Genomic DNA, 24,051 nt, shown 5'->3' with positions numbered 1-24,051 from the left:
GTTGAACCGACAGGACCTAATCCATGCAAGACCATTTGCAGCAAGCCGTGCAGTTCGCGGTGGATCATGAATCGCTTTGGGACCGTCACGTGGGTGGCGCATGGGGTGTGCACGTGAACGACCCGCCGCCATGGAACAGGCTGCTCGGTCCCGTGCATGATCGCGGGCCGGTATCGGGTGCGATCGCCGTCGACGGCCGCGTGCTGACGAGCTGGGGCGAACCGGATCGCGCCGATCTGACCTTCAGCGTCGCGAAGATGTACCTCGCGCTGCTCGCCGGCGTCGCGCACGATCGCGGCCTGTTGCCCGACGTCGACGAACCGGTGCGTGTGCGTGTGCCCAACATCGGCTTCGACGACGAACACAACGCGCCGATCACCTGGGCGCATCTGCTGCAGCAAACCAGCGAATGGCGCGGCACGTACTTCGGTTTGTCGGATCAGGCGGATCACTACCGCGCGGTCAATTTCGCCGCGCCGCCCAATGGCAACAAAGGCGACCTGCGTCCGCTGCAACGGCCGGGCAGCTACTGGGAATACAACGACGTCCGCATCAACCAGTTCTCGCTCGCGCTACTGCATCTGTTCCGTCAGCCGCTGCCCGAGGTGTTTCGCGAAGCGATCATGCGGCCTTCTGGCGCGAGTGAAAGCTGGCAATGGCTCGGCTACGACGACGCATGGGTCGAGATCGACGGACGACGCATGCAGTCGGTGCCCGGCGGCACGCACTGGGGCGGCGGTATGTCGGTCAGCGCGAACGATCAGTTGAAGGTCGCGCAGATGCTGCTCGATGACGGCGTCGCGAACGGCCGACGCGTGCTGTCGTCCGAATGGATCGCGCGCATGCGCACGCCGTGCGCGATCGCGCCGTTCTATGGCTACCTCGTATGGCTCAACACCGGGCGCAAGGTGTTCCCGAACGTGCCGGAGTCGAGCTATTTCGGCGTGGGTGCGGGCAGTTCGTTCACGTGGGTCGAACCAGAGCGGCGCATGACGGTGGTCGTGCGCTGGCTGAACCCGGCCGCGGCGAACGAGTTTTTCGGGCTGGTGCTCGACGCGGTCGACAAGCTGCGCTGATAGCCGTTAGCGGTGCGCCCGATGCGGGCAATCGTGCCGCGAACGCCAACTACAGGTCATCAAAAAATACGGGCGATGCATGGATGCATCGCCCGCATCGTCATGGGTCGAGCCGTTGCCGTTGCAACGGCGCGTCAGTGCGAATGCCGCGGCACCGCGGAACCCCGGCACCCAACGAGGAAGTCGAGATCGCAACCTTCGTCGGCCTGCAGCACGTGATCGATATACAGGCGCCGGTAGCCGCCACCTTCCGGCGGCTCGGGCGGCACATGCTTCGCGAGACGGCGCTCGAGTTCCGCGTCGCTGACGTCGAGGTGCAGCGTGCCCGCGTCGCAATCGAGCTCGATCCAGTCGCCGTCCTGCACCGCGGCGAGCGGCCCGCCGGCCGCCGCTTCCGGCGTCACGTGCAGCACCACGGTGCCGTATGCGGTACCGCTCATGCGCGCATCGGAAATCCGCACCATGTCCTTCACGCCCTGCTTCAGCAGCTTCGGCGGCAGGCCCATGTTGCCGACTTCCGCCATGCCCGGATAACCCTTCGGCCCGCAGTTCTTCATCACCAGCACCGAGTTCGCATCGACGTCGAGCGTTTCATCGACGATGCGCGACTTGTAGTGCTCGAAGTTCTCGAACACGACCGCGCGTCCGCGATGCTTGAGCAACTCGGGCGTCGCCGCCGACGGCTTCAGCACCGCGCCGCGCGGCGCGAGATTGCCGCGCAGCACGCGGATACCGCCATCGGCGACGAGCGGCTTGTCGAGCGGACGGATCACTTCGTCGTTGGTGTTGGGCGCATCCTTCACGTTGTCCCACAGCGACTTGCCGTTGACCGTCAATGCGTCCGGATGCGGCAGCAGATTCGCTTCGCCGAGCCGGCGCAGCACGGCCGGCAACCCGCCCGCGTAATAAAACTCTTCCATCAGGAAACGGCCCGACGGCATCAGGTCGACGATCGTCGGCGTGTCGCGGCCGATGTGCACCCAGTCGTCGAGTTCGAGATCGATACCGATGCGCCCCGCGATCGCCTTCAGATGAATCACCGCATTGGTCGAGCCGCCGATCGCCGCATTGACGCGGATCGCGTTCATGAACGCCTCGCGCGTGAGGATCTTCGACAGCTTCAGGTCTTCGAGCGCCATTTCGACGATGCGGATGCCTGACATATGCGCCAGCACGTAGCGTCGCGAGTCGACCGCGGGGATCGCCGCGTTGTGCGGCAGCGACGTGCCGAGCGCCTCGGCCATGCAGGCCATCGTCGACGCGGTGCCCATCGTGTTGCAGGTGCCCGCTGAGCGCGACATGCCCGCCTCGGCCGACAGAAACTGATGCAGATCGATTTCACCGGCCTTCAGCGATTCGTGCAGTTGCCACACCGCCGTGCCCGAGCCGATGTTCTTGCCGTCGAGCTTGCCGTTCAGCATCGGGCCGCCGGTTACGACGATCGCCGGCACGTCGCAACTCGCCGCGCCCATCAGCAGCGCGGGGGTCGTCTTGTCGCAGCCGGTCAGCAGCACCACCGCGTCGATCGGATTGCCGCGGATCGCCTCCTCGACGTCCATCGCCGCGAGATTCCGCGTGAGCATCGCGGTCGGACGCAGATTCGATTCGCCGTTCGAAAACACCGGGAACTCGACCGGGAAGCCGCCCGCTTCGTAGATGCCGCGCTTCACGTGCTCGGCGAGCTTGCGAAAGTGCGCGTTGCACGGAGTCAGCTCGGACCACGTGTTGCAGATACCGATCACGGGGCGCCCGTCGAACTCGTGATCCGGGATGCCCTGATTCTTCATCCAGCTTCGATACATGAAGCCGTTCTTGTCAGCCGTGCCGAACCATTCGGCCGAGCGCAATTTCCGCTTTTTTTCCGACATGCTAGGTCCTTGATGCATGCGCCGGGACCCTCACCGGCATTTTTGACTGAAGCGGCCCACCCGGCGCTACGGCGCAAGCTTGCCGCTCAGTGTCCAGGGTTGGTGAAGTGTACGGAGCGGGTTGATATCTTTCCAATCATATTTTTGGCGATATCGATATCAGTTCTGGTATCGATCCGCGCGGACTGGCAGCGCGGCGGGGCCGGTGAGCAGACCGTGCCGGCTTCAGGCGTCGCCGGCCGCCTGCTTACGGCGGGCTTTCGGTTGTGCGCCGCGCGTGTTCTTCTTCAGATGACTTTGGTTATAGTCGATCGCAGCGCGGATCAGCGCTTTCAATGCGCGCTCGTCAACGTCGTCGCTCTCGAAGAAGTCGATCGCGCGCCGTTCGTTGCCTTCGAGGCCCGCGTTGAACAAGCCATCCGGGTCGGCCAGACCCGCCCCATGCGCGAAGGTCAGCTTGACCTTGCCTTTATGCGCGTTGGCGACAGCGATCATGCCGTCGCGCGACCAGACCGGACTACCCATCCACTTGAATTCCTCGACGATCGCCGGGTCCGCCGCCAGCACGCATTGACGGATGCGAGCGAAGGTCGCGCCGCGCCAGTCGGTGAGTCCTGCGATCAGTTCGTCGATACGTTCGGATGCGTTCATCGGAGTGTGGACCTCGTAAGCGGAGAAACGAAGTGGTTGAACCGCCAGGATGCCCTAACGATCCAGTCATGGGTAATCTTCGCCTGGATTCATGGCTGGCGCACTGGCGATCCACGCCGCTTCACAGTTTGCCCGCGGGCTGCAGCATCGGATACGTGAAGAAGAAAAAGTGGATCACGTTCAGCCCGAAATGTGCGAGCACGGCCGCACACAATCCGCCGAAGCGATACGCAAGTCCATAGCCGATGCCCGCCACACTTCCGAGCACGATCCACTGCCATCCGCCCGCGCTATGTGCGAGGCCGAACAGCACGGCCGCCACGCACAGCGCGAGCAGGTCGGCCCTGTTCCAGCGCGCGAACAGTCGCGTGAGACCGCCTTGCAGATAGCCGCGAAACAACGCTTCCTCGGTCAGCGTGACGAGAAAGAGATTGTTCACCAACCACAGCACGCTGTCGGCAGGCCGGTTCGGCGCCCATCCGACGACCCCCAGCGACAACGCCACGGCCATGCAAACCGCGACCGTGGTCAGCCAACCGGCGATGCCGGCGAGTAACCACGTCCGCAGCGCGTGCGGCGGCCGAATCCACGGCAAGGCGAGCAACAGCCAGAAGCCGATCAGCGGCTTGTCGAAATTGAGATACATCGAGAAGGGCACGGCATCCGGCGTGAACTGCACGCGGCCCATCACGCGCGGGTTGTGAAAGCCTGGCAGCCAATGCAGGCTGAGCGCGATCGCAAGCGCGACGAACAGCAAATGACCCGCGTATCGAACGTAGCGCCGGTGAGCCGGCGACACCGCGTACGCGGCCACGCCGAGCAGCGCAATGGCGACGCTCGCCAAAGGGCCGAGCTGCCCGGTCGCAAACGCCGTGCCGTATCCGATCACGAGCAGGCCGACGCCAAGCCAGCGAAACGTGCTGGCCCACGTCGCCGGCGCGGCGAGGAAAATCGCGATCCACGGTAGTGCGAACATAGAAGGCTCGAAGTCAGGCTTGCGCTGGTTGCTGTCGATGCGTGCGAGCGTGACTGTAGCATTCGAATACCGCTGGACCGCAAGAAAGGCCGTCCCCGTACATCGGCGAACGTCGTTTGTTTCTCCGAGTGACGATTCGTCAGGCGCTAGTCGTCGCGCTTGCGAAACGCAGCCTCTCCGGCATCCGACACCTCAACCCACTTCGGATCGGGAGCCGCGCCGGGCACGTAGGTGTCGTTCCAGTTCCACCACTTGTACGGCCGGGTCTGTGGGTAGCCCTCCGGCGAATCCTCCCACGTCTCCTGCCGCCCGAGCGCCGTCATGTCGAGGTAGCTCCAGACCGTGCCCATCGCCTCGTCGCCACGTCCGTTAATGAAGTACGTTCGGAACACACGATCGCCATCCCGGATGAACGCGTTGTGGCCGTGCCATTGGTCCACGCCGAAGTCGGCGTCGAAACTGTCGGTGATCGTGTACCAGGGGATCATCTGCCAGCCCATCCGGGCCTTCAGCCGCGCGATATCGGCTTGCGGCGCGCGGGACGCGTACACGAGGGTCGTGTCGCGAGCGTGCAAATGCGCAAGGTGCGAGACCTGATCGGCCCCCAGGGAACAGCCGATGCACGCGTGCTCTGGCCACCCGTGCACGCCAGGCTCGAAAAAGGCGCGATAGATGACCAGCTGACGGCGGCCGTCGAACAGGTCGAGCAGGCTTACTCTGCCTTCCGGCCCGTCGAACGCATACGTTTTTTCCACCGCAAGCCATGGCATCCGCCGTCGCTCAGCAGCCAGCGCGTCGCGAGCACGTGTCAAGGCTTTCTCCTTGACGAGCAATTGCTCGCGCGCGGCCTCCCACTCTTGCCGCGACACAATCGGCGGTGTCTTCATCGCAGGCTGTCCATCTTTCCCACTCTTCTCAGGTGACTCGTTCGTCGTCATCGCAACCTCCGGGTTAGAGCGATGTCCTGTGTGTTCGGGTCAGAGGGCGAATTGCTCGCCTTGCATCGCTCGGTGTTGAGGATGGGTTAGTTTAGGCCGCTGGACATCGAACGATGGGAGTGACAAATGTGACGCGATTCCGGCTTCATGGTCAGCGAAGCCCGGCTGTCGATTTCTGATGTAATCTGCCGCAACGATCATGACGTCCCACGAATCACTCCCCACACCCTGGAGGTGACGATGAGCGCGATCCACGAGGTCTACCCCTATCTGCGCGTGCGCAACGCCGCGCAGGCGATTGAGTTCTACGCGCAGGCATTCGGCGGCGTCGAGCAGTTTCGCCTGACCGAGCCGGGCGGCCGCATCGGTCATGCCGAAGTGAAGATCGGTCCCGCGACCGTGATGCTGTCCGATGAATATCCCGAGCACGACATGCTCGGCCCGAGCGGCGACAGCCGGCCGGGCGTGCTGCTGCATATCCACTGCGACGACGTCGATCAGCTGTTCGCACAAGCGGTCAAAGCGGGAGCAATCGTGATCCTCCCGCTATCCGATCATTTTTACGGCGAGCGCTCGGCGACCGTGCGCGATCCGTTCGGCCACGAATGGCAGCTCGGCGCGCAGATCGAAGCGCTTACGCCTGAAGAGATGCAGCGCCGTTACACGGCGCTGTTCGACAGCTAGTCGGTTGTTGTAGTGAGCTCCTCGCGCTTTGATTCCCCCGATGCGTGAGCTCTTTTTACTGTCCGCCGAACGGCTTTTGCACGGTTAGCTTGTTGGTCACCGAAGTCACCCCCGGAACGCCTTTCGCAATCTCCGCGACCTGATTGATCTGGGAGGCGTCGGTGACCGTGCCGCTCAGCGTCACCGCGCCGCCCTTTGCGATGACGCTGATATTGCCGGCGCTGATCTCCTTGTGCTTGCCGATCGCGGCATACACCTGCCGACGCAGTGCGCGATTGGCTTGCCTCGGGCTGGCGGGAGCGGCTGCGCTACCCGACATCGCGGGCGCGCCCGAAGCTGCGCTGGCCGTCTGACCCGACTGCGCCCATGCGCTGCCCGACGTGGCCAGAATCAATGTGGCGGCAATCGCCAACACGCGTGCCTGAATGCTTTTCATCGAATACTCCAGTTGTTATAGGTGACGTAATCAGAAGGTATGGCGGATGCCGACCATGGCCGCCGTGGTGGACACGCCAGGCGCAACCGGAGCGCCATAGATGATGGTCTGGTTCATGGTCCCCTTGTTGGCCACATAACCCACCTGCGCGTAAGCCTTGGTGCGCTGGGACAGGTTGTATTCCGCGCCCACCGCGAATTCGCTCGAATGGTTCGCCGAGTTGTTCTTGTCTTTCAGGTAGTAGTACCCCGACGTGACCTTGAAACGCGGATTGAACTGGTAGCCAAGGCCCCCCGAAATCATTTCGAAGTCCGCGGTGTTGCTATGCGCCGGGTTCTTGCCGGCGCCATACGAGGCCGACACCGAAAATCCGGCGATCGTGTACATCGCACCGAAATAGTAGAAACGGTTGTTCGCGAGCCCGGTCGCAGGGATAGCCGGCGCCGCCGGGTACGTGATCGGGAACGGGTTGGTATCGTGGCCGTTGTAATACACGGCGGACAGATTCAGACCGTAGTTCGAATACTTGGCCACGGCCGACTCGCGCGTACCGCCCTGGAAATGACCGGCGACGCCGCCCGGCGCGTACTCGAGCGCGAGGGATGCGCCGTAAAATTTCGGCGAGTTATAGACCAGCGCATTGCTGTCGTACAGCGCGCCGATCGGCGCGTTCGTGCTCGTACCCGGCCAGCCGGCCGCCTGATTGATGCCCAGCCACGCGGTCAGAATACTGCCGAAATACTGCGCGCCGCGCACGTCGGTTTCCGCCATCGCGTAGATCATCGGAATGATCTGCCGGCCGGCGTCGAAGGTACCGAAGGGCCCGGACACGCCGATCGTCGCGAACTGGTTGAAGATCGCGGTGGTGCCCGGCGTATCGGACAGGCCGAACTTGCCGTTCGTGGAGTTGAATACGCCCTGCAGCTTGAAATTGACCTTGTAGCCGCCGCCGATGTCTTCGCTGCCTTTCAAACCCCAGAAGCTCGCATAGATACCGCCGTCCTTCAGCTGATAAATCTTGCCGGTGTTCGGCGCGTGCGGCAGGAAGGTGGCCGCCGAAGTGCTCTGATACAGGAAGCCCGTATCGATCACGCCATAGAGCGTCACTGACGACTGCGCATGAGCTGCGGTGGCGAAAATGGCCAACGCGATAGCGCTGCTTGCTTTTAACTTCATTGTGTCTCCTTCGCGTACCGGCGGTGGCGCCAAAGCCCATGCTGCGGTCGCTTCAATTGATTGGTGATTTTGTTTGCGCCGGGCGTACCCGGCCGCGTTGTTGCGTGCATCGAACTGTGTTGCTGCGCAAGCCTTGCGTCAGGGCAGGTAGTAGTTCCCGAATTGATCGCGTAGCTGGTTCTTCAGCACCTTGCCCGTTGCGCCGATAGGCACCGTGTCGACGAACACCACCGCATCGGGGGTCCACCAGCGCGCGACCCGGCCGTTGAAGAAGGACAGCAGTTCGTCGCTGGCCAGCTCGCTGCCCGGCTTTTTCACGACCAGCAGCAGCGGCCGTTCGTCCCACTTCGGATGCCGTGCAGCGATACACACTGCGGTCGAGACTTCCGGATGCAGATACGCGACGTTTTCGATGGCCGCCGAACTGATCCATTCGCCGCCCGACTTGATCACGTCCTTGCTGCGATCGGTGATCTGCATGAAGCCGTGGCGGTCGATCGTCGCGATGTCGCCGGTCGGAAACCAGCCGTCGCACAGCGGCGACTCGACGCCGGCGCCGAAGTACTGCTGCGTAACCCAATGACCGCGCACCTGCAGATCGCCAGCGCTCTCGCCGTCCCACGGCAATTCATTGCCGTGAGAGCCGACGATCCGCATATCGATGCCGAACAGCGCACGTCCCTGCTTGGCCTGCACCTGATACTGCTCGTCCATCGGCAGCGACTGCTGATGCGCCTTGAAGCTGCAGACCGTGCCGATCGGGCTCAATTCGGTCATGCCCCACGCGTGCAGCACCTCGACCCGATGGCGCTTCTGGAACGCCTCGGTCATCGCGGTCGGACACGGCGCGCCGCCGATCACCGTGCGTCGCATCGACGAGAAGGTGCCGCCCATCGCATCGACATGCGTGAGGAGTCCCTGCCACACGGTCGGCACACCGGACGACAGCGTCACGTGTTCCGTTTCGATCAGTTCATAGAGCGACTTGCCGTCGAGCGCCGGCCCCGGAAACACCAGCTTCGCGCCGACCATGCAGGCGATGTAGGGCAGTCCCCATGCGTTCACATGGAACATCGGCACGACCGGCAGGATCACGTCGCGCGCGGAACAGTTCAGCGCATCCGGCAGCGCCGCCGCGTAGGTATGCAGCACGGTCGAGCGATGGCTATACAGCACGCCCTTCGGATTGCCGGTAGTGCCCGACGTGTAGCACAGCGACGACGCGCTGTTTTCGTCGAGCAGCGGCCATTCGAACACGTCGTCGTGCAGCTCGAGCAGGTCCTCGTAGCACATCAGCATGCCGCCCAGTTCGTTCGCTTGCGGCATGTGCGCGCGATCGGTCATCGCCACGAATACCTTCGGGCTCTTCACGCGGGGCGCGACGCTCTCGATCAGCGGCAGAAACGTCAGGTCGAAAAACACCACACGATCTTCCGCATGCTCGATGATGTATTCGAGCTGGTCGACGTGCAGTCGCGGGTTCAGCGTATGCAGCACCGATCCGGAGCCCGACACCGCGAAATACAGCTCCATGTGTCGATAGCCGTTCCACGCGAGCGTCGCGACGCGCTCGCCCTGGCCGACGCCGAGCGTTGCCAGCGCGTTGGCCATGCGGCGCGCGCGCTGCGCGAGGTGCCGATACGAATAACGATGGATGTCTCCTTCCACGCGTCGCGACACGATTTCCTGTTCGCCGTGATGGCGCTCCGCGTGCGTGAGCAGCGCGGAAACCAGCAGCGACTGCTGCATCATCAAGCCTTGCATCTTTCCGTCTCCTGATTGGTTGTGGCGTCTCGAACCTGGCCACCCGGCCTTACGTTGCCGCGCTGCCCGCTCGCTGATGCGAGGGCGTCGCGTTCGGTTCGTCGAGACTCACCATCACCTTTGAATCCACTATTTCGACCGGGAAGGTCGTTACACTCAATCCGCCTGCTCCCGCCATGCAGCCCGTGCGCACGTCGAAGCGCAGACCATGCGCCGGACAGCGCAACATGCAGCCTTCGAGCTGGCCGCTCGAAAGCGCGGCCCCGTTGTGCGGACAGGTGTTGTCGATGGCGTGAAGCGTGCCTGCGATGTTGAACAGCACGATGCTGCGGCCATCGATGAAGGCCAGCTTGCGCTGGCCCGGCGCGAGTTCGCCGGCGACACCCACCACGATCCGACGTGACATCCCCTACTCCTTCCGATCCGACGCTAGCCGCGTCACATCAGCACCAGGCGGCGAATCAACGTCTCCGCCATCGGCCATTCGCCAAAGCCCGACGCGGGGTTGAGGTGCCCCACTTCGCCGAGATCGACGAGGCGGCTGCCCCAGTCCTGCGCCATGTCCTGCACCCGCTCGAACCGTGCGAGCGGATCGTTGCGGCTCGCGCCGACGATGCTCGGGAACGGCAGGCGCTTGCGCGGAATCGGCAGCCAGCCGTTCTGCTCCAGCGTATCCAGCTCCGGATAGCCCGCCGGCATCGGCGTTTCGAGGTCCGCGGGCGCCGCGAGCAGCGCACCGTGAATCTCGCGCTTGTGCTGCGCCGCCCAATGCACGGTGATCATCACGCCCGCGCTATGCGCGACCAGAATCACCGGGCCGTCGATTTTCGCGAGCGCCGCATCGAGCGCCGCTACCCGTGCCGCGCAGCTGAGCTTGTCGTGTTCGAGCGGCGGCACCGACAGCGCTTTCGGCAGCCGTTGCTGCAACAGGGTTTGCCAATGCTCCGAGACATGGTCGCGCAAGCCCGGGACCATCAGAATGGTCGGTTTCAATTCGTAATTCATCGGAAGCTACTTACTGGTTCAGTACGGCTTGTCGCCGATAATGCCGGCGCGTTCCATCTTGCGATGGCACGGCGGGTAGTCCATCACCGCGTAGTGCTGCGTGCTGCGGTTGTCCCAGATCGCGATGCTGTTCTTCTGCCAGCGCCAGCGCACCTGGTACTCGGGGATGTACGCCTGGCTGATCAGATAGCGCAGCAGATCGCCCGCGCCCGGATTCGCGTCCTGACCGAAACGCACCCGCTCCGGCGTATGGAAGTTCGTGAAATGGCTAGTAAAAGCGCTCACGAACAGCACCTTCTCCTCCGTTTCCGGATGCGTGCGCACGACCGGATGCTCCGCGTCCGGAAACTGCGCCTTCAGCGCCAGACGCTTTTCGATCGGCATCGCGGCACCGAAGCTCGCCTCGATGCTGTGGCGCGCGCGCAGGTCCGCGATCTGCGCCTTCACGTACGCCGGCAGATTCTCGTAGGCGAGGACCATGTTCGCCCACATCGTGTCGCCACCGACGGGCGGACATTCCACGCAACGCAGCACGGCACCGAACTGCGGCTTTTCGCGCCACGTGGCGTCGGCATGCCACGCGTTTTCATACCGGTCGTTGGGCTGGTCCGGAGTCTTGTAGATACGCACGAGGCCCGGATTTTCCGGATCGCTGCCCGCGACTGGATGGTCTTCCAGTTCGCCGAAGCGGCGCGCGAACGCCACGTGTTCGGCGCGCGTGATGTCCTGGTCGCGCAGGAAAAGCACCCGGTGCTTCAGCAGCGCCGAGCGGATCTCCGCAAACAGGCCGTCGTCATGGATGGCGTGAGCGACATTCACGCCGGTCAGTTCCGCGCCGATCGAGTACGTTAGTTGTTCGACTCGCATGGCTAGCTCCTTAAATAATGAAGACCGACGAACCCGTCGTCTTGCGCGATTCCAGATCACGATGCGCTTGCGCGGCATCCTCGAGCGCATAGCGCTGATTCAACTCGATCTTGATGCGTCCGGAGGCGATCAAGCCGAAGATTTCGCCGGCCAGCTCGTCCTTCTCGGCCGGGTCGGCGATGTAATCAGCCAGAGCCGGGCGGGTCAGATACAGCGAGCCTTTCATTGCCAGCAGTTGCGGATTGAACGGCGGAATCGGACCGGAGGCCGTGCCGACGCAAACCAGCAGACCGCGACGCTTCAGCGAATCGAGCGAAGCCTCGAAGGTGTCCTTGCCGACGCTGTCGAACACGACGTTCACGCCGACGCCATCGGTCAGTTCGCGTACGCGTCTGGCGACGTCTTCGCGGCTGTAGTTGATGACGTGATCGCAGCCATGCGCGCGCGCCACCTCGCCCTTGGCCTCGCTCGAAACCGTGCCGATCACGGTCAGGCCCAGCAGCTTCGCCCACTGCGAAACGATCAGGCCGACACCGCCGGCGGCGGCATGCAGAAGGATCGTGTCGCCCGCCTTGAAGTCGTGAATGCGGCGCATCAGGTACGCGGCGGTCAGGCCGCGCATGGTCATGCCGGCAGCCGTTTCGCAGTCGATCGCATCGGGCAGCCGGATCAGCGGCGCGGCCGGAATCAGGCGTTCGGTGCTGTACGCGCCGAGCGTGTTGATGAAGCCCGTGTAGGTCACTCGATCCCCCACCGCGACGTTCGTGACGTCCGGGCCAACGGCCTCGACCACGCCCGCGGCTTCCACACCCATCCCCGCGGGCAGCGGGACCGGATACAGGCCGCTACGGAAGTAGGTATCGGCGAAGTTCAGGCCCACGGCCTGGTGGCGCAGGCGAACCTGGCCGGGACCCGGGTTGCCCACTTCGACGTCCTCGTAGCGCAGGACCTCGGGACCACCGGTTTCATGAAATCGCACTGCTTTTGCCATGTCGACTCTCCAATTCTTTGCTTGATCTGCGCTTCGCAGAATTCGTTGCGCTCGCGGCGCATTACAGGTTCCGTTCTCCGCGCCGTCCGCGCGGCACCATCCGATCTCAGCGCGTGGCCTGCTCGCGCAGCGTGTTCAGCCGATCCAGATCGCCCGAGTAGTTCCGCTTGCCGATCATGAATGCGGCGGCCGCGACGAGCGGTGCGAACGGCACCAGTTGCAACGCGCCCAGCAGTCCGATCCGATCGGCGATGATTCCCGCCAGAACAGCCGCCGGCGCGAGGCCCAGCAGGTTGTTCGCGAGCGTCAGCGTCGCAAACGCCGAGGCATGAATGGTCGGCGGCGTGAGGTTCGCCACCATCGCACCCGACGGGCCGCTCGCACCGGCGCAAAAGAACATGCCGACGCCGATCACGATCAGTTGCCACGGCCCCGCCGGCATGTGGAAGCCAATCGCGAGCAGGACGAAACAGGCGAGGCAGTAGGCGATCGCAGCGCTCCACTTGCGTTCCCGCACGTTCTTGCTGAGCCGGTCGGCGAGGTTTCCGCACACCACCATGCCCACCCCGGTCACCAGCACGAACACCGCCGCGCACATCGCAGCCTTGCCGGTGGCCATGCCGTAGTAGCGATTCAGGAAGCTCGGCATCCACGCCCACACAGCGGCGGGAACCATCAGATGCAGACCGCTGCCCACATAGGCGCACACCACGGATTTCGTCGAAAACAAGCCCTTCATCAACTCGCGCAGGCTCATGCGCATGCCGCGCGTTTGCGTCTGATTCGTCACGCTCGCCGGCTGCAGCGGCGCAAGACGCTTTTCGGTGACGACGAGGCGGTAGATCACGACCAGCACGATCCCCATCGCCGCCATCGCGCCGAATGCCGCGCGCCAGCCGAGGTGAGCCGCCACCGCGCCGCCGAGCGCCATGCCCAGCACCGAGCCGAACGCGCCGCCCGCCATGAAGGTGCCGGTCAGCGTGGAGCGCAGCCGCACCGGAAAGATGCTCAGCACAACTGCGATGCCGACGCTGCCATACGCCGCTTCACCGATTCCGACGAAGGCACGCGCCAGCAGCAACTGCCCATAGTTCGCCGAGATTGCGCAGCCCACCGTCGCGAGACTCCACATCGCCGCCATCAGCACGATGCTCTTCACGCGGCCCCAGCGGTCGGCCAGCACCGACAGCGGAAACGTGAGCACACCGACCATCAGCGCGACCACGCTGCTGAGCGAACCCAGCTGAGCATCGGACAGATGCCATGCCGCCTTGAGCGGCGGAAACACCGCATTCAAAACCTGCCGCGACATATAGTCGGAAAGCAGCAATCCGACCGTCAACGCAAACACCACCCACGCATAAGCGCGCACATCCGTCTTTGCTACCGAAACTTCGCCCGCCGTGGGCGCTGCATGCTGAACGAGCATGTTTAGTCTCCTTCCACGCTGACTCCGTGGCGGCCGCCTTGCCCGCGTGGGCCGACGACCTGTTATGGATTCAGCTATCTGCTCCCGCTATGCAGCGGGAGCGTTACCCAGAAGCCCCGCCTCGGCCAACGCCTCGGCCCGGGCTTCTGGCATTCACGCCGCGCGAAGCGGCAGGTTCCTGACGCCGGCCTGGCGGTTCGGCGCCATACCGTTGGCGCTGAGCGTTTCTTCGACCGTCTCGTACTGCACACCAATACGATAGATCTCGCGGGCTTCTTTACCACTGGCAATTTCGCGGCCCAGTTCGCGCGCGACGCGCACGCACTGCTCGATCTGCTGTACCGACGTGAAGCGCTTACCGTGCTGATCGATGATCGTGTCCTCGATGCCGCAGCGCGGATGCAGGCCCATCGACATCGCCATCATGTTGAACGGCAGCACATTCTTCAGCAGCGACTCGGCGGTCAGCGTGCAGCCATCCGGCGCGCGATGCACGAAGTTGAAGAAGTTGAACGGGTTCGGGCCGTCGAAGCCGCCACCGATGCCGATCCACGTCAGGTTCAGCGGGCCCTTGTAGACGCCCTTGCGCACGAGGCGCTCGAGCGTTTCGAGCGCGTGAATGCCGGTGAGCTGGAAGTGCGGCTGGATGCCCGCAGCCTGCAGGCGGCGCAGATGCTCCTCGACCCATGCGGGACCGGCCGGAACCGTCATTTCGCTATAGGCGGCCATGAACGCGGGGTTGGAAAGCGAGGTGCCCGCCAGATACTCGGGATAGAGCAACTCCATGATGTTCATCTGGGTGGTATTGATCGCAACCGTCACCTGGTCCGGCTTCGGATCGAGCTCGGCCAGCATATGGCGCGTATCGTCGGACAGCCACTTCGCGGCCTGTCCGTCGTCTTCCGGTGCAAACGAAATCGAGCCACCGACCTGAATGATCATGTCGGGCACAGCGGCGCGCACACCCGCGATCAGTTCATTGAACTTCGACAGGCGCTTCGAGCCCTTGCCGTCCAGTTCACGCACGTGCAGGTGCAGAACCGTGGCGCCCGCGTTGTAGCAATCGACGGCCTTCTGGATCTGCTGGTCCATCGTCACCGGGATGTCTTCCGGGAAGTCCGCGGGCATCCATTCCGGGCCGTAAGGGGCGGTGGTGATGACTACCTTGTCCTGATTCTCAGGGTGCAGCGAATCGTCGAGAAATTGCATTTGATTGCCTCCATCCAGTTGTGAAGTGACTGTGTTCCGCTATCGCGAGGTCGCATGAAAATCTGCTGGAACACATCGAACGACATGTGCACACGATACGGGAATCAAGCGCTACACTTTTATGATTGGACGCCATCCTTTTAGCGATTCGTGCCACTGCGCGTTAACACCAATAATTGCGCGAAGCAAGCGTTTAATGACTAGAAAAAAGACTCAGCGTTTGAATCGTCCGGAGAAACTACGATGGAAACGATGGTGACGTCGGTAGCCATGAGCGGTTATTTCGAGGTGACGCGGCGGCTTGGACTGAATCCGGTCGAGCTCGCGAAACAGGCCGGCATCGATGCCGGCGCGCTCGCGAATCCGGACGATCGCGTATCGGCCACCGCCTGTTGCCGGCTGCTGGAAATGACGGCCCAAAAGGCGTCGTGCCCGACCTTCGCGCTGCAAATGGCGGAAACGCGGCAGACCTTCGGCAGCGGCGTGATCAACGTCCTGCTCGCGCACAAACGCACGCTGCGCGAAGTGTTGCTGGCCGCGGCCGAATACCGTCATCTGCTCAACGAAGCGCTGGCGGTGTACGTCGAGGACGCGGACAAAACGGTCACCATTCGGGAGGAACTCGTCGTCGAACCGGGTACCCCGACGAAGCAGGCGATCGAACTGGCGCTCGCTGTGCTCGCGCGGCACTCCAGTGCTCTGCTCGGCAAGTTCTGGAAACCGCGCGAGCTCCATTTCACCCACGCCGCACCGAAGGACCTGACGTTCCATCGACGCTTCTTCGGCTGTCCGCTGCAGTTCGGCAGCGACTTCAATGGCTTCGTCTGCGCGAGCGCCGATCTCGACTACCCGAATCCGCTGGCCGATCCCGAACTCGTGCGCTATGCGGAGAGCCTCGCCTCTCCGCTGAACGCGAGCGCCGCCGAATCGGCCGCGCTCGAAGTGCGTAAGGCGATCTACCTGCTGCTGCCGCTCGAGCAGGCGAACGCCGAGCTGGTCGCACGTTATCTGCATCTGAGCGTGCGCACCATGCAACGGCAGTTGAATTCGGCCGGCACCAGCTTCTCGGATCAGGTCGAGGAAGTGCGCGGCGAACTCGCCGTGCGCTACATGAGCAATCCCACCTACCCGATCGGACGTGTGTCGGCGCTGCTCGGCTACGCGCAACAGGGATCGTTCACGAACTGGTTCGTGTCGCGCTTCCACATGACGCCGCGCGACTGGCGCGCGAGCCATGCGAAGTGACCGCAAAAAAAAACGGAGTGTGATGCACTGGACATCACACTCCGTCGTTGCCGCACACCCTATCGCGATCCGCTCATTCCGCGCGAAGCTTCACATAGCGGCCCGGTGCACTCTCGATAGCCTTGTACTTCCTGTTGCCGAGCTTCGTACGCGCGTCGACCTGTTCGCCGGAATGCTGCTTGACCCACTCGATCCAGTGATTCCACCAGCTGCCGCGCTGCTGAACCGAGGTGGCGAGCCACTCGTCGGCGTTTTCGTTGCAGGTATCGTTGGTCCGGTAGCTGCGCTTGTTCTTCGACGCCGGATTGATCACGCCCGCGATATGGCCGCTTGCCCCGAGCACGAACTCGGTATGTCCGCCCAGTAATTGCGTCGACTGATAGGCGGATCGCCACGGCACGATGTGATCTTCCTCTGCCGCCATCAGATAGCTTGGGATATCGATGTTGCCGAGATCCACCGGCGTGTTGCAAAACGTCAGTTTGTTCGGCACGCGCAGACTGTTTTCGAGGTACATGTTGCGCAGATAGAAGCTGTACATCGGGCCGGGCAGATTGGTCGTGTCCGCGTTCCAGTACAGCAGATCGAACGCGGCCGGAGTCTTGCCTTTCAGGTAGTTGTTCACGACGTACGGCCAGATCAGATCGTTGGCACGCAGCGCCTGGAACACGAAGCCGAGTTCGCGGCCCGGATAAAGGCCGCCGCGACCGATCGTATGCTCGCGCATCGTCACGCCCTGCTCGTCGATGAACACGCCGAGATCGCCCGGATCGGTGAAGTCGAGCAATGCGGTCAACAGTGTCAGGCTCGCCACGGAGTCGTCGCCGTTCGCACGCATGACCGCCAGCGCCGACGACAGCATCGTGCCGCCCACGCACCAGCCCAATGCATTGACCTGGTCGGCCCGGCTAATCTCACGCGCCACCTCGAGCGCCTGCATCACGCCGTCCTCGAGGTAGGCGTCCCACGTGGTCTGCGCCATGTCCTGCTGCGGGTTGCGCCACGACACGACGAACACCGTCAGGCCCTGCTCGGAGGCGAAACGCACGAAGGAATTCTCGGGCTGCAGATCCAGGATGTAGAACTTGTTGATGCACGGCGGAATGATCACGAGCGGCCGCGCAGCGACCTTCGGCGTCAGCGGCTCGTACTGGATCAGCTGAAACAGATCGTTTTCATAGACCACCGCGCCGCTGGACGTGGCGACGCTGCGACCCACTTCGAACGCGCTTCGGTCGGTGATCGAAATCGAGCCGCTGCCCAGATCGTCGAGCAGATGCGTGACGCCCGAGAGCAGGCTCGATCCGCCCGATTCCACCGCCTCCCGGAGGACCTCGGGATTCGTCGCGAGGAAATTCGCGGGACTGGCGAAGTCGATGAACTGGCGCATGAAAAAGCGCAGCTTGTGCTTGCCCTTTTCATCGAGCGTACTCGCCTCGACGAGATCCGCGAGCGCGCGGGCATTGATCAGATAGCTCTGTTTCAGAAGGCTGTACCAGCCGTTGCTGGACCAGTCGTCCGCGTGAAAGCGCCGGTCTCCCTGCTCGGGTGCGGCGACCGCCTTCAATTCCGTGCGCCCGCCGATCAATCCCGCGACGGCGTCGCTCCACAGTTGCGCCTGCTGTTGCAGGTAGTGGGCGCTCGTGTGGGTCACGGAGCCTCGCGCGAACGGCCCGTCGACATCGAAGTCCGAGCCGCCGGTGTCAGGCACCGACGCATCGAATTCATCCTTGAGCGGCGAAAAACGCCAGAAATCGAAGCCGGCCTTGACCCAGCCCGTCGAAAACTCGTGTGGCATGCTGAATGGCATTCTCATGGCGGGGCTCGCTATCATGCTTCGCTGACGGCGCAAGCCGCGTCCGCGACGACACGGTCGTGCCGCGATGTCGGCATCACCGTCGCGTCGCCTTCGACCACCACCTTGCCGCCGACCGTGCAAACGGTGGACAGCACCACGCGGCGCTTATCGTGAATCAGTTCCTTGACTGTCACCTCGGCCTGCACGGTTTCGCCGGGCCGGACCGGCGCCTTGAAGCGCAGGTTCTGGCCGAGGTAGATCGTGCCCGGACCGGGCAGCTGCCCCGCGAGCGCCGCGGAGATGATGCTGGCGGTCAGCATGCCGTGAGCGATGCGCCCCTTGAAGGGTGTGGTTTGCGCAAACTGCTCGTTGATGTGAATCGCGTTGATATCTCCCGACGCGCTCGCGAAGAACAGAATGTCCGCCTCCGTGATGGTCTTGGCGAAGCGGGCACTCATGCCCGGTCGCAGGTCTTCGAAATCGTATCCGTTAAGCTCATTCATGATTATTCCGCTTGCTGGGGGCGGTTAGCCGAGCGCCTGCTCGAGTTCCGGCACGAGGGTGAACAGATCGCCAACGAGGCCGTAATCGGCGACGCCGAAGATCGGCGCTTCTTCGTCCTTGTTGATCGCGATGATGATTTTCGAGTCCTTCATGCCGGCGAGGTGCTGGATCGCACCCGAGATGCCGACCGCGACGTACAGTTGCGGCGCGACGATCTTGCCGGTCTGGCCTACCTGGTAGTCGTTCGGCACGAAGCCCGCGTCGACGGCCGCGCGCGATGCGCCGAGTGCCGCGCCGAGTTTGTCGGCCAGTGGTTCCAGAACCTTCGTGTAGTTCTCGCCATTGCCCAGACCTCGGCCGCCCGACACGATGATCTTCGCGCTCGTCAATTCCGGACGATCGAGCTTCGTCACTTCGCGGCTCACGAACTGCGAGATGCCGGCGTCGGCTGCGGCTTCGATCTTTTCGATCGCTGCGCTGCCGCCTTCGGCTGCGACGGCGTCGAAGCCGGTCGAACGTACCGTGATGACCTTGATCGCATCTTGCGATTGAACCGTCGCGATCGCGTTGCCCGCATAGATCGGACGCTCGAACGTGTCGGCGCTATCCACTGCGGTGATGTCGCTGATCTGCGCGACGTCGAGCTTCGCGGCGATACGCGGCGCGACGTTCTTGCCGTACGCGGTAGCCGGCGCGAGGATGTGCGTGTAGTTCTTCGCCGCATCTTGCACAAGCGTCAGCACCGTCGCTTCGACGTTTTCCGCGAGACCCGCTTCGAGTTGCGGCGCGTCGGCCAGCAGTACCTTGGCGACGCCGGCGATCTTCGCTGCCGCATCGGCCGCGGCCTGCGCGTTGTGACCCGCGACCAGCACGTGAATGTCACCGCCGATCTTCTGTGCCGCTGCGATCGTATTCAGCGTCGCGGCCTTGATCGACGCGTTATCGTGTTCTGCAATTACCAGATTCGTCATTTCTTGCGTCTCCTCACAGCACCTTGGCTTCGGTCTTCAGCTTCTCGACCAGCGTCTTCACGTCCGGCACCTTCACACCGGCGGAACGCTTCGGAGGCTCGGCGACTTTCAGCGTCTTCAGACGCGGCGTGACGTCTACACCGAGATCTTCGGGCTTGATCGTTTCCAGCGGCTTTTTCTTCGCCTTCATGATGTTCGGCAGCGTCACGTAACGCGGCTCGTTCAGGCGCAGATCGGTCGTCACCACGGCCGGCAGCGTCAGCGACAGCGTTTCGGCGCCGCCATCCACTTCACGCGACACCGTCGCCTTGCCGTCCGCGACAATCACCTTCGACGCGAACGTCGCCTGCGGCAGGTTCGCCAGCGCGGCGAGCATCTGGCCGGTCTGATTGGAGTCGTCGTCGATGGCCTGCTTGCCGAGGATCACCAGCTGCGGTTGCTCCTTGTCGACCAGCGCCTTGAGCAGCTTCGCGACTGCGAGCGGCTGCAGCTCTTCGTTCGATTCGATCAGGATCGCGCGATCCGCACCGATCGCGAGCGCGGTGCGCAGCGTTTCCTGCGACTGCGCAACACCGGCCGACACGGCGATCACTTCGGTCGCCACACCCGCTTCCTTCAGACGCACGGCCTCTTCAACCGCGATTTCGTCGAACGGATTCATCGACATTTTCACGTTTGCGATATCGACGCCCGTACCGTCCGACTTCGCGCGGACCTTCACGTTGTAGTCGACCACTCGCTTGACTGCTACAAGAACTCTCACAACTCTCTCCTTCCCACACCGATAGGGCCGAGCCCTACCGTTTTGAATGACATTACGTCCGTTGATCGATCAGAACTGGTCTTCACGCAGCGCCAGCGCGCCTTCGCCATCGCGAGCGCCGCGAATCGTCGCTTCGAGCGCGATTGCACGGGGCAGCACCTGCGTCGCGTAGGTGTGCGCGGTCGCGATCTTCGCGTCGTAGAAGCCCGGATCTTCGTCGCGCTTGTCGGCGGCGAGCACGAGCGAGCGGGCGACTTGCCAACCCGCGAGCACGATGCCCGCGAGCATCAGATAAGAGACACTGCCCGCGAACACCGCATTCGGATCGCGCTTGACGCTCTCGACCACGTAGCGCACCGCGCTGTGCAATGCGTTGCGGCCGGCGGACAGATGACGGTGCATCGCCTGGAAAGCCGCGTTCGATCCATACGAGGGGTGCCCTTGCACTGCAGCCAGCGTCGCGTCGATCTGCGCGAGCAGCATCCCCGCCACCTCGCCGTTGTCGCGCATGGTCTTGCGGCCGACGAGATCGTTCGCCTGGATCGCCGTCGTGCCTTCGTAGATCGGCAGAATGCGCGCGTCGCGGTAGTACTGCGCGGCGCCGGTTTCCTCGATGAAGCCCATGCCGCCGTGCACCTGCACGCCGAGACTGGTCACCTCCAGCGACATCTCCGTGCTCCAGCCCTTCACGATCGGCACCAGGTATTCGTAGATCGCCTGATGATTCGCACGCGTCGCGCGGTCCGGATGACGATGCGCGAGATCGCAATGCGACGCCGACACATAGGCCAGTGCGCGTGCGCCTTCGGTCAGCGCGCGCATCGTCGACAGCATGCGGCGCACGTCGGGGTGCTGGATGATCGCGACCGACTGCTTCGCGGAGCCATCCACCGGACGGCCCTGCACGCGCTCCTTCGCATACGCGACGGCCTGCTGGTACGCGCGATCCGAGATCGCCACGCCCTGCACGCCCACCGCGAAGCGCGCGGCATTCATCATGATGAACATGTATTCCAGACCGCGGTTCTCCTCGCCGACGAGCTGGCCGATCGCGCCGCCGTGATCGCCGAACTGCAGCACGGCGGTCGGGCTCGCCTTGATGCCGAGCTTGTGTTCGATCGATACGCAGTGCACGTCATTGCGCTCGCCGAGCGAACCGTCTTCGTTGACGAGGAACTTCGGCACGACGAACAGCGAAATGCCTTTCACGCCTTCAGGCGCGCTCGGCGTACGTGCGAGCACCAGATGCACGATGTTTTCCGTCATGTCGTGCTCGCCCCACGTGATGAAAATCTTCGTGCCGGAGATCCGATACGAGCCGTCGCCCTGCGGCTCGGCGCGGGTACGCACCAGCGACAGGTCGGAGCCTGCTTGCGGCTCGGTCAGATTCATCGTGCCGGTCCACTCGCCGGAGATCATCTTCGGCACGTAGCGCTGCTTCAGCTCTTCGCTACCCGCCGTCAGCAGCGCTTCGATCGCGCCGTCGGTCAACAGCGGGCACAGCCCGAGCGACAGATTGGCCGCGTTGAGCATTTCGATGCAAGGCGTCGACAGCAGCTTGGGCAAGTCCTGACCGCCGTATTCAGACGGATGTTGCAAACCCTGCCAGCCGCCTTCGGCGAACTGGCGAAACGCGTCCTTGAAACCGGCCGTGGCGGTCACCGCGCCGTCCTTCCACGTGCTCGGGTTGCGGTCGCCGTCGACGTTCAGCGGCGCGAGCACGCCTTCGTGCAGGCGCGCGGCCTCTTCGAGCACCGCGCGAGCGGTATCGGCGGTCGCGTCCTCGCAGCCGGGCAAGCCCGCCAGTTGGTCGATTCCGGCCAGTTCCGTGATTGCAAACACCATGTCTTTGAGAGGCGCGACGTAGCTCATTACCATTCTTCCGATCAGATAGTCCGTAGGGAAAGTCACCCGTCTGGCACCGATGCGGCCGGGGGTAACGTATGGCTGAATCGTAGCGTCGGACAGGCCCTGCCCGGTTGTCCAAACCGGACGATCTATTGACATCTCTGGCCACGTCGGAGGAAGTAAACGCCCCGTGGGAAGTGCGTTGAGGGCGCTGCTGACGCTTTGTTGTGACGAGATCAGCCACCCCGGCGATAGGCCGCCGGGGTGCTGCCGGTCCAGTGACGGAACGCTCGGTGGAATGCGGTGGGGTCGCCGAAGCCGACGTCGCCCGCGATGATGGCGATGGGCTCGTGCGTGCCGGTCAGGCGCTGGATCGCGATGTCGCGGCGCAGTTCGTCCTTGAGCACCTGGAACGCCGTGCCCTCGGCGGCAAGATGACGGCATAGCGTTCTGACCGAACAGTGCAGGCCTTCCGCCGCCTCTTCGATGGATGGGACGTCGGGCAGCCGGGACGCGAGATGTTCCCGCACGCGATGACTGAACAGCTGCTCGTTGAACGAAACGAAGATCCAGTCTTCCGGCGCGCGAGCGAGAAACCTGCGCAGGTTCGCCTTGCGCTGCCGCACGGGCAGGTCGAAATAGCTACTGCTGAACTGCATCGAGGTCTGATTGCAGTCGAACTTCGCCGGTCCGGGAAACAGATAGAGATACTCGAGCGCGTGAGCGGGACGGGGAAAGGAGAACTGCACCTGGAGCAACGCGATCCGCTGACCGATCAGCCAGGACGCGATCCCATGCGCGAGCTTCAGCATCAGCTCCTGGGCCAGCATGCTGGGTAGCGCTCCGGTGCTTCCCGGATGCAGCGCCAGCGTCGCGACGAGGTCGCCGCGGCGCGACTCGAAACGGAAGTCGTCGAGCACCAGATGGAAGAACTGGCCGAACCGATGCATCGCGGTTTCGAGATTCGGCGCATCCAGCAGGCTCAGGCACAGAAACTTGAGCGCGCCGCTACGCAGCGGGCGCGAGAAGACGCCGGGCATCTCATCGTCGAGTTCGATCGCGAGAGAGCGGTAGAGCGTCGAGAACTGTTCCTCGGTGACGCGCGCGCCAGGCTGGTTCAGCAGCGCGCGCGGGATGTTCGCGCCGGACAGATGCCGGTCGACGATATCCGGCCGTGTCCCGACGCTGCCGAGGAACCCATTGACGAGCGAGATCGGTACGGTAGCGCCAGGAGCTTGCATGACAGGGTTCCGCGAGGCGATGACGCATCAGCATAGCGCCTCCCGCCGCATCGTGGCGAGGGTTCGGCGAATCGCTACGCTAGTGCCACGTTTGGGTCCCCCGCGGTTCTGGCAGCTGATCGGCTATTGCGCCGATGCGTGCGAGCGCAGATACGGCACGTAGCCGTTCTGGGTCTTCAGGATCTTGTCGGCGCACTCGTCATAGTCGTCGCCCTTCGCGCTATCGGGCCCATACATGCCGCGGCACTGCGCGAACAGCGACAGCGTCGCGCCGCCCGTGCTCTTGTTCGCGCGGGTCGCTGAAAAAGCGGCCTTGCCCGAATCGTCGGGCACGTCGGTATCGATCGCGATCGCGTCCGAGCGGATCACATGCGTGTCGGAGTGCTGCTCGATATAGCGCTTCGTCGCCGCCCACGCGGCATCGCAATTGGCCGGTGTGCAATCGATCACCGCGTTGCGTTGCGCGGCGAGAAGGTTCGGCTCGCTATGAAGGATTTCCTGCTGGGCCCGCTGCGCCTGCTTTTCCGTGGACGAGCAGGCGGCGAGTGCACATGCGACGAGTGCAAAAGCTGCGATCTTTTTCATGAGTAGACTTCGGAGGCCATGTTCGA

Annotated in this window: 23 protein-coding genes; 3 read left to right on the top strand and 20 right to left on the bottom strand. The window is 63.5% G+C overall.

What is annotated here, in order from left to right; genetic code table 11:
• Positions 1 to 23 precede the first annotated feature (23 nt).
• Positions 24 to 1,076: a serine hydrolase domain-containing protein gene (locus tag BC1002_RS17320; protein WP_013091292.1), complete on the top strand. Its 1,053-nt coding sequence runs from the start codon at positions 24 to 26 to the stop codon at positions 1,074 to 1,076.
• Positions 1,077 to 1,210: 134 nt separating this feature from the next.
• Here BC1002_RS17320 and BC1002_RS17315 read toward each other — a convergent pair whose 3' ends face one another.
• From BC1002_RS17315 to BC1002_RS17300, 4 genes are all read right to left on the bottom strand, one after another.
• On the bottom strand, positions 1,211 to 2,944 hold the full coding sequence (locus BC1002_RS17315; protein ID WP_041734913.1) for an IlvD/Edd family dehydratase: 1,734 nt from the start codon (positions 2,942 to 2,944) through the stop codon (positions 1,211 to 1,213).
• Positions 2,945 to 3,169: 225 nt separating this feature from the next.
• Positions 3,170 to 3,595, bottom strand: a complete 426-nt coding sequence (locus tag BC1002_RS17310; protein ID WP_013091290.1) for a DUF1801 domain-containing protein — start codon at positions 3,593 to 3,595, stop codon at positions 3,170 to 3,172.
• A gap of 121 nt (positions 3,596 to 3,716) precedes the next feature.
• Positions 3,717 to 4,571: a CPBP family intramembrane glutamic endopeptidase gene (locus tag BC1002_RS17305; protein WP_013091289.1), complete on the bottom strand. Its 855-nt coding sequence runs from the start codon at positions 4,569 to 4,571 to the stop codon at positions 3,717 to 3,719.
• 146 nt (positions 4,572 to 4,717) lie between these two features.
• Positions 4,718 to 5,509: a DUF899 domain-containing protein gene (locus BC1002_RS17300; RefSeq protein ID WP_013091288.1), complete on the bottom strand. Its 792-nt coding sequence runs from the start codon at positions 5,507 to 5,509 to the stop codon at positions 4,718 to 4,720.
• A gap of 240 nt (positions 5,510 to 5,749) precedes the next feature.
• Here BC1002_RS17300 and BC1002_RS17295 point away from each other — a divergent pair, with 240 nt between their 5' ends.
• Positions 5,750 to 6,193, top strand: coding sequence for a VOC family protein (locus tag BC1002_RS17295; protein ID WP_013091287.1), 444 nt, complete (start codon positions 5,750 to 5,752; stop codon positions 6,191 to 6,193).
• Between the two features lie 55 nt (positions 6,194 to 6,248).
• Here the strand turns inward: BC1002_RS17295 and BC1002_RS17290 are convergent, their stop codons facing one another.
• The 9 genes from BC1002_RS17290 to BC1002_RS17250 all read right to left on the bottom strand — a co-directional run bounded on the left by BC1002_RS17290 (position 6,249) and on the right by BC1002_RS17250 (position 15,070).
• A complete protein-coding gene (locus BC1002_RS17290; RefSeq protein ID WP_013091286.1) occupies positions 6,249 to 6,629 on the bottom strand; it encodes a BON domain-containing protein in 381 nt (126 codons plus the stop codon).
• A gap of 30 nt (positions 6,630 to 6,659) precedes the next feature.
• A complete protein-coding gene (locus BC1002_RS17285; protein ID WP_013091285.1) occupies positions 6,660 to 7,805 on the bottom strand; it encodes a porin in 1,146 nt (381 codons plus the stop codon).
• A 138-nt stretch (positions 7,806 to 7,943) separates the two neighbouring features.
• Positions 7,944 to 9,569 carry a 3-(methylthio)propionyl-CoA ligase gene (locus BC1002_RS17280; RefSeq protein WP_013091284.1) on the bottom strand — a complete coding sequence of 542 codons (1,626 nt, stop codon included), beginning with the start codon at positions 9,567 to 9,569 and terminating at the stop codon, positions 7,944 to 7,946.
• A 49-nt stretch (positions 9,570 to 9,618) separates the two neighbouring features.
• Complete coding sequence (locus BC1002_RS17275) at positions 9,619 to 9,975, bottom strand: Rieske (2Fe-2S) protein (protein ID WP_013091283.1); 357 nt, start codon at positions 9,973 to 9,975, stop codon at positions 9,619 to 9,621.
• A 32-nt stretch (positions 9,976 to 10,007) separates the two neighbouring features.
• Positions 10,008 to 10,574: an RBBP9/YdeN family alpha/beta hydrolase gene (locus BC1002_RS17270; RefSeq protein ID WP_013091282.1), complete on the bottom strand. Its 567-nt coding sequence runs from the start codon at positions 10,572 to 10,574 to the stop codon at positions 10,008 to 10,010.
• 18 nt (positions 10,575 to 10,592) lie between these two features.
• On the bottom strand, positions 10,593 to 11,441 hold the full coding sequence (locus BC1002_RS17265) for a TauD/TfdA dioxygenase family protein (protein WP_013091281.1): 849 nt from the start codon (positions 11,439 to 11,441) through the stop codon (positions 10,593 to 10,595).
• A gap of 10 nt (positions 11,442 to 11,451) precedes the next feature.
• Positions 11,452 to 12,432: a quinone oxidoreductase family protein gene (locus BC1002_RS17260; protein WP_013091280.1), complete on the bottom strand. Its 981-nt coding sequence runs from the start codon at positions 12,430 to 12,432 to the stop codon at positions 11,452 to 11,454.
• A 106-nt stretch (positions 12,433 to 12,538) separates the two neighbouring features.
• Positions 12,539 to 13,861: an MFS transporter gene (locus BC1002_RS17255; RefSeq protein ID WP_013091279.1), complete on the bottom strand. Its 1,323-nt coding sequence runs from the start codon at positions 13,859 to 13,861 to the stop codon at positions 12,539 to 12,541.
• Positions 13,862 to 14,014: 153 nt separating this feature from the next.
• Positions 14,015 to 15,070 carry a beta-keto acid cleavage family enzyme gene (locus BC1002_RS17250; protein WP_013091278.1) on the bottom strand — a complete coding sequence of 352 codons (1,056 nt, stop codon included), beginning with the start codon at positions 15,068 to 15,070 and terminating at the stop codon, positions 14,015 to 14,017.
• A 243-nt stretch (positions 15,071 to 15,313) separates the two neighbouring features.
• On the opposite strand from BC1002_RS17250, the gene BC1002_RS17245 reads away from it, so the two are divergent.
• The gene (locus tag BC1002_RS17245; RefSeq protein ID WP_013091277.1) at positions 15,314 to 16,315 is read left to right on the top strand and encodes an AraC family transcriptional regulator; all 1,002 of its coding nucleotides are present in this window, start codon (positions 15,314 to 15,316) and stop codon (positions 16,313 to 16,315) included.
• Positions 16,316 to 16,388: 73 nt separating this feature from the next.
• Here the strand turns inward: BC1002_RS17245 and phaC are convergent, their stop codons facing one another.
• The 7 genes from phaC to BC1002_RS17210 all read right to left on the bottom strand — a co-directional run bounded on the left by phaC (position 16,389) and on the right by BC1002_RS17210 (position 24,025).
• A complete protein-coding gene (gene phaC, locus BC1002_RS17240; RefSeq protein ID WP_013091276.1) occupies positions 16,389 to 18,131 on the bottom strand; it encodes a class I poly(R)-hydroxyalkanoic acid synthase in 1,743 nt (580 codons plus the stop codon).
• A gap of 14 nt (positions 18,132 to 18,145) precedes the next feature.
• Positions 18,146 to 18,616 carry a MaoC family dehydratase gene (locus BC1002_RS17235; RefSeq protein ID WP_013091275.1) on the bottom strand — a complete coding sequence of 157 codons (471 nt, stop codon included), beginning with the start codon at positions 18,614 to 18,616 and terminating at the stop codon, positions 18,146 to 18,148.
• 24 nt (positions 18,617 to 18,640) lie between these two features.
• Positions 18,641 to 19,588, bottom strand: coding sequence for an electron transfer flavoprotein subunit alpha/FixB family protein (locus tag BC1002_RS17230; RefSeq protein ID WP_013091274.1), 948 nt, complete (start codon positions 19,586 to 19,588; stop codon positions 18,641 to 18,643).
• Between the two features lie 13 nt (positions 19,589 to 19,601).
• Positions 19,602 to 20,351, bottom strand: coding sequence for an electron transfer flavoprotein subunit beta/FixA family protein (locus tag BC1002_RS17225; RefSeq protein WP_013091273.1), 750 nt, complete (start codon positions 20,349 to 20,351; stop codon positions 19,602 to 19,604).
• A 69-nt stretch (positions 20,352 to 20,420) separates the two neighbouring features.
• Entirely contained in the window at positions 20,421 to 22,223 is a 1,803-nt protein-coding gene (locus BC1002_RS17220; protein WP_013091272.1) for an acyl-CoA dehydrogenase, read from the bottom strand.
• A 212-nt stretch (positions 22,224 to 22,435) separates the two neighbouring features.
• Positions 22,436 to 23,440 carry an AraC family transcriptional regulator gene (locus BC1002_RS17215; protein ID WP_013091271.1) on the bottom strand — a complete coding sequence of 335 codons (1,005 nt, stop codon included), beginning with the start codon at positions 23,438 to 23,440 and terminating at the stop codon, positions 22,436 to 22,438.
• Positions 23,441 to 23,563: 123 nt separating this feature from the next.
• Complete coding sequence (locus BC1002_RS17210) at positions 23,564 to 24,025, bottom strand: hypothetical protein (RefSeq protein ID WP_013091270.1); 462 nt, start codon at positions 24,023 to 24,025, stop codon at positions 23,564 to 23,566.
• Between the last annotated feature and the right edge of the window lie 26 nt (positions 24,026 to 24,051).

Source organism: Paraburkholderia atlantica, from assembly GCF_000092885.1.
Lineage (GTDB): Bacteria > Pseudomonadota > Gammaproteobacteria > Burkholderiales > Burkholderiaceae > Paraburkholderia > Paraburkholderia atlantica.
The sequence above is the reverse complement of the archived record's forward strand: the minus strand, read 5'-3'. Positions and strand labels throughout refer to the sequence as shown.

Bases quoted from the DNA above. Each gene is read 5' to 3' on its own strand.
- BC1002_RS17320 (WP_013091292.1), top strand. From the start codon at position 24: ATGCAAGACCATTTGCAGCAAGCCGTGCAGTTCGCGGTGGATCATGAA.
- BC1002_RS17315 (WP_041734913.1), bottom strand. From the start codon at position 2,944: ATGTCGGAAAAAAAGCGGAAATTGCGCTCGGCCGAATGGTTCGGCACG.
- BC1002_RS17310 (WP_013091290.1), bottom strand. From the start codon at position 3,595: ATGAACGCATCCGAACGTATCGACGAACTGATCGCAGGACTCACCGAC.
- BC1002_RS17305 (WP_013091289.1), bottom strand. From the start codon at position 4,571: ATGTTCGCACTACCGTGGATCGCGATTTTCCTCGCCGCGCCGGCGACG.
- BC1002_RS17300 (WP_013091288.1), bottom strand. From the start codon at position 5,509: ATGACGACGAACGAGTCACCTGAGAAGAGTGGGAAAGATGGACAGCCT.
- BC1002_RS17295 (WP_013091287.1), top strand. From the start codon at position 5,750: ATGAGCGCGATCCACGAGGTCTACCCCTATCTGCGCGTGCGCAACGCC.
- BC1002_RS17290 (WP_013091286.1), bottom strand. From the start codon at position 6,629: ATGAAAAGCATTCAGGCACGCGTGTTGGCGATTGCCGCCACATTGATT.
- BC1002_RS17285 (WP_013091285.1), bottom strand. From the start codon at position 7,805: ATGAAGTTAAAAGCAAGCAGCGCTATCGCGTTGGCCATTTTCGCCACC.
- BC1002_RS17280 (WP_013091284.1), bottom strand. From the start codon at position 9,569: ATGCAAGGCTTGATGATGCAGCAGTCGCTGCTGGTTTCCGCGCTGCTC.
- BC1002_RS17275 (WP_013091283.1), bottom strand. From the start codon at position 9,975: ATGTCACGTCGGATCGTGGTGGGTGTCGCCGGCGAACTCGCGCCGGGC.
- BC1002_RS17270 (WP_013091282.1), bottom strand. From the start codon at position 10,574: ATGAATTACGAATTGAAACCGACCATTCTGATGGTCCCGGGCTTGCGC.
- BC1002_RS17265 (WP_013091281.1), bottom strand. From the start codon at position 11,441: ATGCGAGTCGAACAACTAACGTACTCGATCGGCGCGGAACTGACCGGC.
- BC1002_RS17260 (WP_013091280.1), bottom strand. From the start codon at position 12,432: ATGGCAAAAGCAGTGCGATTTCATGAAACCGGTGGTCCCGAGGTCCTG.
- BC1002_RS17255 (WP_013091279.1), bottom strand. From the start codon at position 13,861: ATGCTCGTTCAGCATGCAGCGCCCACGGCGGGCGAAGTTTCGGTAGCA.
- BC1002_RS17250 (WP_013091278.1), bottom strand. From the start codon at position 15,070: ATGCAATTTCTCGACGATTCGCTGCACCCTGAGAATCAGGACAAGGTA.
- BC1002_RS17245 (WP_013091277.1), top strand. From the start codon at position 15,314: ATGGAAACGATGGTGACGTCGGTAGCCATGAGCGGTTATTTCGAGGTG.
- phaC (WP_013091276.1), bottom strand. From the start codon at position 18,131: ATGAGAATGCCATTCAGCATGCCACACGAGTTTTCGACGGGCTGGGTC.
- BC1002_RS17235 (WP_013091275.1), bottom strand. From the start codon at position 18,616: ATGAATGAGCTTAACGGATACGATTTCGAAGACCTGCGACCGGGCATG.
- BC1002_RS17230 (WP_013091274.1), bottom strand. From the start codon at position 19,588: ATGACGAATCTGGTAATTGCAGAACACGATAACGCGTCGATCAAGGCC.
- BC1002_RS17220 (WP_013091272.1), bottom strand. From the start codon at position 22,223: ATGAGCTACGTCGCGCCTCTCAAAGACATGGTGTTTGCAATCACGGAA.
- BC1002_RS17215 (WP_013091271.1), bottom strand. From the start codon at position 23,440: ATGCAAGCTCCTGGCGCTACCGTACCGATCTCGCTCGTCAATGGGTTC.
- BC1002_RS17210 (WP_013091270.1), bottom strand. From the start codon at position 24,025: ATGAAAAAGATCGCAGCTTTTGCACTCGTCGCATGTGCACTCGCCGCC.